The sequence below is a fragment of the Pseudomonas sp. RL_5y_Pfl2_73 genome (genome assembly GCF_963970515.1).
Classification (GTDB): domain Bacteria; phylum Pseudomonadota; class Gammaproteobacteria; order Pseudomonadales; family Pseudomonadaceae; genus Aquipseudomonas.
The window spans coordinates 1-5559 of sequence record NZ_CAXAPD010000065.1 but is presented as its reverse complement, the minus strand read 5'-3'; the positions used below and the strand labels follow the sequence as shown (position 1 = coordinate 5559).

Here is a 5559-nt window from a genome sequence, read left to right as displayed (position 1 = left end):
TATCGCACTGGCGACCTGGGCCGCTACCTGCCGGACGGCAACATCGAATACCTGGGCCGCAACGACGACCAGGTGAAGATCCGTGGTTTCCGCATCGAGCTGGGCGAGATCGAAGCCAAGCTCGCCCAGGCGCCAAACATCAAGGAAACCGTGGTCCTGGCACGTGAAGACGTGCCGGGCGACAAACGCCTGGTCGCCTATTTCACTCAGAACTCACTGGACGAAACCGTAGACATCGAAACCCTGCGCGCGCACCTGCAAACACAACTGCCTGACTACATGGTGCCAATGGCCTACGTCCGACTGGACGCACTGCCCCTGACACCGAACGGCAAACTCGACCGCAAGGCGCTGCCGACACCGCAGCTGGATGCCGTCATCTCCCGAGGCTACGAAGCCCCCCAAGGCGAAACCGAAACCGTCCTGGCGCAAGTCTGGCAGGACCTGCTGGGCCTGGAGCAAGTCGGTCGCCATGACCACTTCTTCGAACTGGGCGGGCATTCGCTGCTGGCGGTCAGCCTGATCGAGCGGATGCGCCAGGCCGGCCTGAGCGCCGATGTGCGCGTGCTGTTCAATCAACCGACCCTGGCCGCGCTGGCAGCGGCGGTGGGTCATGACGGTGATGAAATCGACGTCCCGGCCAGCCTGATTCCACCGGGTTGCACCCACATTACCCCGGCGATGTTGCCGCTGGCCGCGTTGAGCCAGGAAGCCATCGACTGCATCGTGGCGGCCGTGCCGGGTGGTGCGCGCAATGTGCAGGACATCTATCCGCTGGCGCCATTGCAGGAAGGCATTCTCTACCATCACCTGTCGGCCGAGCAGGGCGATCCCTATGTCTTGCAGGCACAGTTTTCCTTTGACGGTCGCGAACGCCTCGACGCTTTCACCCAGGCCTTGCAGGGGGTGATCGACCGCCATGACATCCTGCGTACCGCCATGGCCTGGGAAGGTCTGGACGAGCCGGTGCAGGTGGTCTGGCGCAAGGCATCGCTGGGTGTGGAGCAAGTGCTCCTCGGTACTGGCGATGGCGACATCGCCGGTCAATTGAAGGCTCGCTTTGACGCCAGCCAGCATCGCCTGGATATCCGTGAGGCGCCGTTGATGTGCATCCGCTTTGCCGAGGATGCGCTCAACCAGCGTTGGGTGGCGAGCTTGCTCTTCCATCACATGGCGCTCGACCATACGGCGCTGGAAGTGGTGCGACATGAGATGCAGGCACACCTGCTGGGCCAGGCCGGCCAGTTGGGCGAGGCGGTGCCGTATCGCAACTACGTGGCCCAGGCCTGCCTGGGCGTCAGCCGTGAAGCGCACGAGGCGTTTTTCCGCGACATGCTCGGTGCCATCGACGAGCCGACGCTCCCGTTCGGCCTGCAGGATGTACGCGGCGATGGCAGCCTTGTCGAGGAAGCCCGGCAGGGTCTCGCGACTGATTTGAGCCGACGCCTGCGCACCCAGGCCCGCCGCTTGGGTGTGAGCGCAGCAGCGTTGCATCACTTGGCCTGGGCCCAGGTATTGGGCCGGGTCTCGGGGCGCGAAGAGGTGGTGTTTGGCACGGTGCTGATGGGGCGGATGCAGGGCGGCGAGGGCGCCGACCGGGCATTGGGAATGTTCATCAACACCCTGCCGATTGGCGTGCAGGTCGGTGCGCAAAGCGTGCGCGACGGTGTCCTGGCGACCCACGCACGGCTGACCGGCCTGTTGGGTCATGAGCATGCCTCCCTGGCGTTGGCCCAGCGTTGCAGTGGCGTCATGGCACCGACGCCATTATTCAGCGCGTTGCTCAATTACCGCCATTCGGTCGCCGAGCCCATCGCGCTGCACACCTCGTCCGCCTGGGAGGGTATCGAGGCCCTGGGCGGCGAAGAGCGCACCAATTATCCGCTGACGATGAGCGTCGATGACCTGGGAGAGGATTTCAGCCTGACGGCGTTGGTCGAATCCCGGATCGGTGCCCAGCGCGTCTGTGGTTATATGCAAGTGGCGTTGGAAAGCCTGGTCGAGGCCCTGGAGCATGCTCCGCAGACGCCGTTGCACCGCCTGGCAATCTTGCCGCCGGCCGAACGCAAGCAATTGCTTGAAACCTGGAATGCGACCGGGGCGACGTATACCCATGATCTGCTGATCCATCGGCAATTCGAAACCCAGGCCGCGGCGCACCCGCAAGCGATGGCGGTGGTGTACGTCGACCAGGCATTGACTTACTGCGAACTCAACGCCCGGGCGAACCAGGTTGCGCACCGTCTGCTGGCGCTGGGCGTTTGCCCGGACGACCGGGTGGCGATCTGTGTCGAGCGTAGCCTGGACATGATCGTCGGCCTGTTGGGCGTGCTGAAAGCCGGGGCCGGCTATGTCCCCGTTGACCCGGCCTACCCGGCGGAGCGTATTGCCTACCTGTTGCAAGACAGTGCACCGGTTGCGGTGTTGGCGCAGACCATCACTCACAGTTTGCTGATCGATGCCTCGGTGCCGGTGATCGATCTCGACAGCGCCGATTGGCAGGACGAATCCGTTTCCAACCCCGAGGTGTCGGGGCTCGAAGCCCGCCACCTGGCGTATGTGATCTACACGTCCGGTTCCACCGGCCTGCCCAAGGGCGTGATGGTCGAACATCGCAACCTCAGCAACCTGGTGGGCTGGCATTGCCAGGCCTTCGACGTGAAACGTGGCAGTCGCACCTCCAGTGTCGCCGGTTTCGGTTTCGATGCGGCGGCCTGGGAGATCTGGCCTTCGTTGTGTGCGGGAGCGACGTTGCTGTTGCCGCCGGCCCATGCGGGCAGCGAGGACGTCGGCGCACTGCTCGACTGGTGGCAGGCCCAGGCGCTGGACGTGTGCTTCCTGCCCACTCCCATTGCCGAATACGCGTTTGGCCGTAACCTGGGGCACGATCAACTGCGCACCTTGCTGATTGGCGGCGACCGCCTGCGCAAGCTGCCGGTCGATCTTCCCTTCGAACTGATCAACAATTACGGCCCCACGGAAACCACGGTGGTGGCCACCTCGGGGCGGATCGATGCCTCGCAGGCGGTGTTGCATATCGGCAGACCGGTAGCCAACACCCAGGTCTACTTGCTCGATGCCCACCTGCAACCGGTTCCGGTTGGCGTGGCGGGTGAGCTGTACATCGGTGGCGCCGGGGTTGCGCGGGGTTATTTGAACCGTGCGCAGTTGACCGCCGAGCGCTTTGTGAAGGACCCGTTCAGCACCGTGCAGGACGCGCGCATGTACCGCACCGGTGACCTGGGGCGCTATTTGCCGGACGGCAACATCGACTACCTGGGGCGCAACGACAGCCAACTGAAGATTCGTGGCTTGCGCATCGAGCTGGGTGAAATAGAAGCCAGGCTCGGCGCGTGCGTCGGTGTGCGCGAGGCGGTTGTCGTCGCGGTGGGAGAGGCCCCGGATGACCAGCGACTGGTGGCGTACTACACGGCGCACGACAGCCTGGATCAAGGGTTGACGGCCCAAAACCTGCGCGAACAATTGCAAGTGCATCTGCCCAGCCACATGGTGCCGGCGGCCTATATGCGCCTGGACGCCTTGCCCCTGACGCCGAACGGTAAACTCGACCATCGGGCCTTGCCTATCCCGGACAGCGAGGCCTATTCGGGGCGTGGGTATGAAGCCCCGCAAGGCGAGGTTGAAACGGCGTTGGCGCGGATCTGGTCCGAGCTGCTCAAGGTCGAGCGCGTCGGCCGTCACGACCATTTCTTCGAGCTGGGCGGGCATTCGCTGCTGGCCGTCAGCCTGATCGAACGGATGCGCCAGGCAGGGCTGAGCGCCGACGTCGGCGTGCTGTTCAGCCAGTCGACCCTGGCGGCATTGGCGGCGGCAGTCGGCAGTGGCCGCGAGGTCCGTGCCCCGGTAAACCTGATTCCAGTGAATTGCGAACACATCACGGCGGACATGTTGCCGATGGTTGACCTGGACCAGGACGCCATCGACCGGATCGCATCGACGGTACCGGGCGGCGCCGGCAATGTGCAGGACATCTACCCCCTGGCACCTCTGCAGGAGGGCATTCTTTACCATCACCTGGCCGCCGAGTGCGGCGATCCCTATGTGCTCCAGACTCAATTCGCCTTCGACAATCGTGGACGCCTGGAAGACTTTTCCCAAGCCCTGCAAAAGGTCATTGACCGTCACGACATCCTGCGCACGTCGGTGCTGTGGGAAGGGTTCGAACAGCCAGTGCAAGTCGTCTGGCGCAAGGCACTGCTGATCCAGCAAGAACTGATCCTGGACCCGGCCGTTGGAGATGTCGCGGCGCAGTTACATGAGCGTTTCGACTCGCGGCAGCACCGCCTGGAGATTACCCAGGCACCGATGCTGCGCCTGGTTTATGCCCACGATGCCGATAACGATCGTTGGCTGGGGATGCTGCTGTTCCACCACATGGCCCTGGACCACACCGCATTGGAGGTGGTGCAGCAGGAGATGCAGGCGCATCTGCTGGGGCAGGCTGGACAGTTGGGCGTCGCGATGCCGTATCGCAATTATGTGGCCCAGGCCCGATTGGGCGTGAGCGCTGAAGCCCACGAAATATTCTTCCGTGACATGCTCGGTGACGTCGACGAGCCAACGCTGCCGTTCGGCTTGCAGGATGTACAGGGCGATGGCAGCGACATCGAGGAAGCCCGCCAGGCCGTCGAAGCCGGCCTGAGTCGCCGGCTGCGGGCCCAGGCACGTCTGCTTGGGGTGAGCGCGGCGAGCTTGTACCACCTGGTTTGGGCGCAAGTCCTGGGCAAGGTGTCGGGCAAGGACGATGTGGTGTTCGGCACGGTGCTGCTGGGCCGGATGCAGGGAGGCGAGGGTGCCGACCGGGCGCTGGGCATGTTCATCAACACCTTGCCATTACGGGTCAGTGTCGGACAAACCGGTGTGCGTGCGGGCGTGAAAGCAACCCATGCTCGCCTGACCGCATTGCTGGGTCATGAACACGCCGCATTGGCGCTGGCACAACGCTGCAGCGGTGTGCAGGCACCGACGCCATTGTTCAGTGCCTTGCTCAACTACCGTCACACCGCCGTGGCGACCTCGGCCGAGGCGCTGTCAGCCTGGAACGGTATCCAGGTGTTGGGCGGCGAAGAGCGTACTAACTACCCGTTGATGTTGTCGGTGGACGATCAGGGCGAGGCGTTCAGTTTCACCGTCATGACCCCCGCGCGCATTGGTGCGCAGCGGCTTTGTGGTTATGTGCAACACACGCTGGAAAGCCTGGTCGCGATGCTTGAACAGCAGCCGGACCTGCCCTTGCAGCAGGTGTCGATCCTGCCGACGTCGGAAAGCGAGAAGTTGTTGGTGACGTTCAACGCCACCGAGGCGGACTATCCGCGACAACAGACGATCCATGGGTTGTTCGAGGAACAGGTCCAGCGTACGCCGGATGCCGTGGCGGTGATTCGCGGCGGGCAACGCCTGAGCTACGGGGAACTGAACGAGCGGGCCAACCGCCTGGCCCATTACCTGCGCAAGCAGGGCGTAGAGCCCGATTCGCGGGTGGCGATCTGCGTCGAGCGCGGCATCGACATGGTTGTTGGCTTGCTGGCGATTCTCAAG

The 5559-nt window shown here is 63.9% G+C and carries 1 protein-coding gene; it reads left to right on the top strand.

The features are described 5' to 3' along the window. Nucleotides 1-5559, top strand: a 5559-nt coding sequence (locus AACY42_RS27830) for an amino acid adenylation domain-containing protein (protein WP_339483701.1), incomplete at both ends; no start/stop codon positions are given.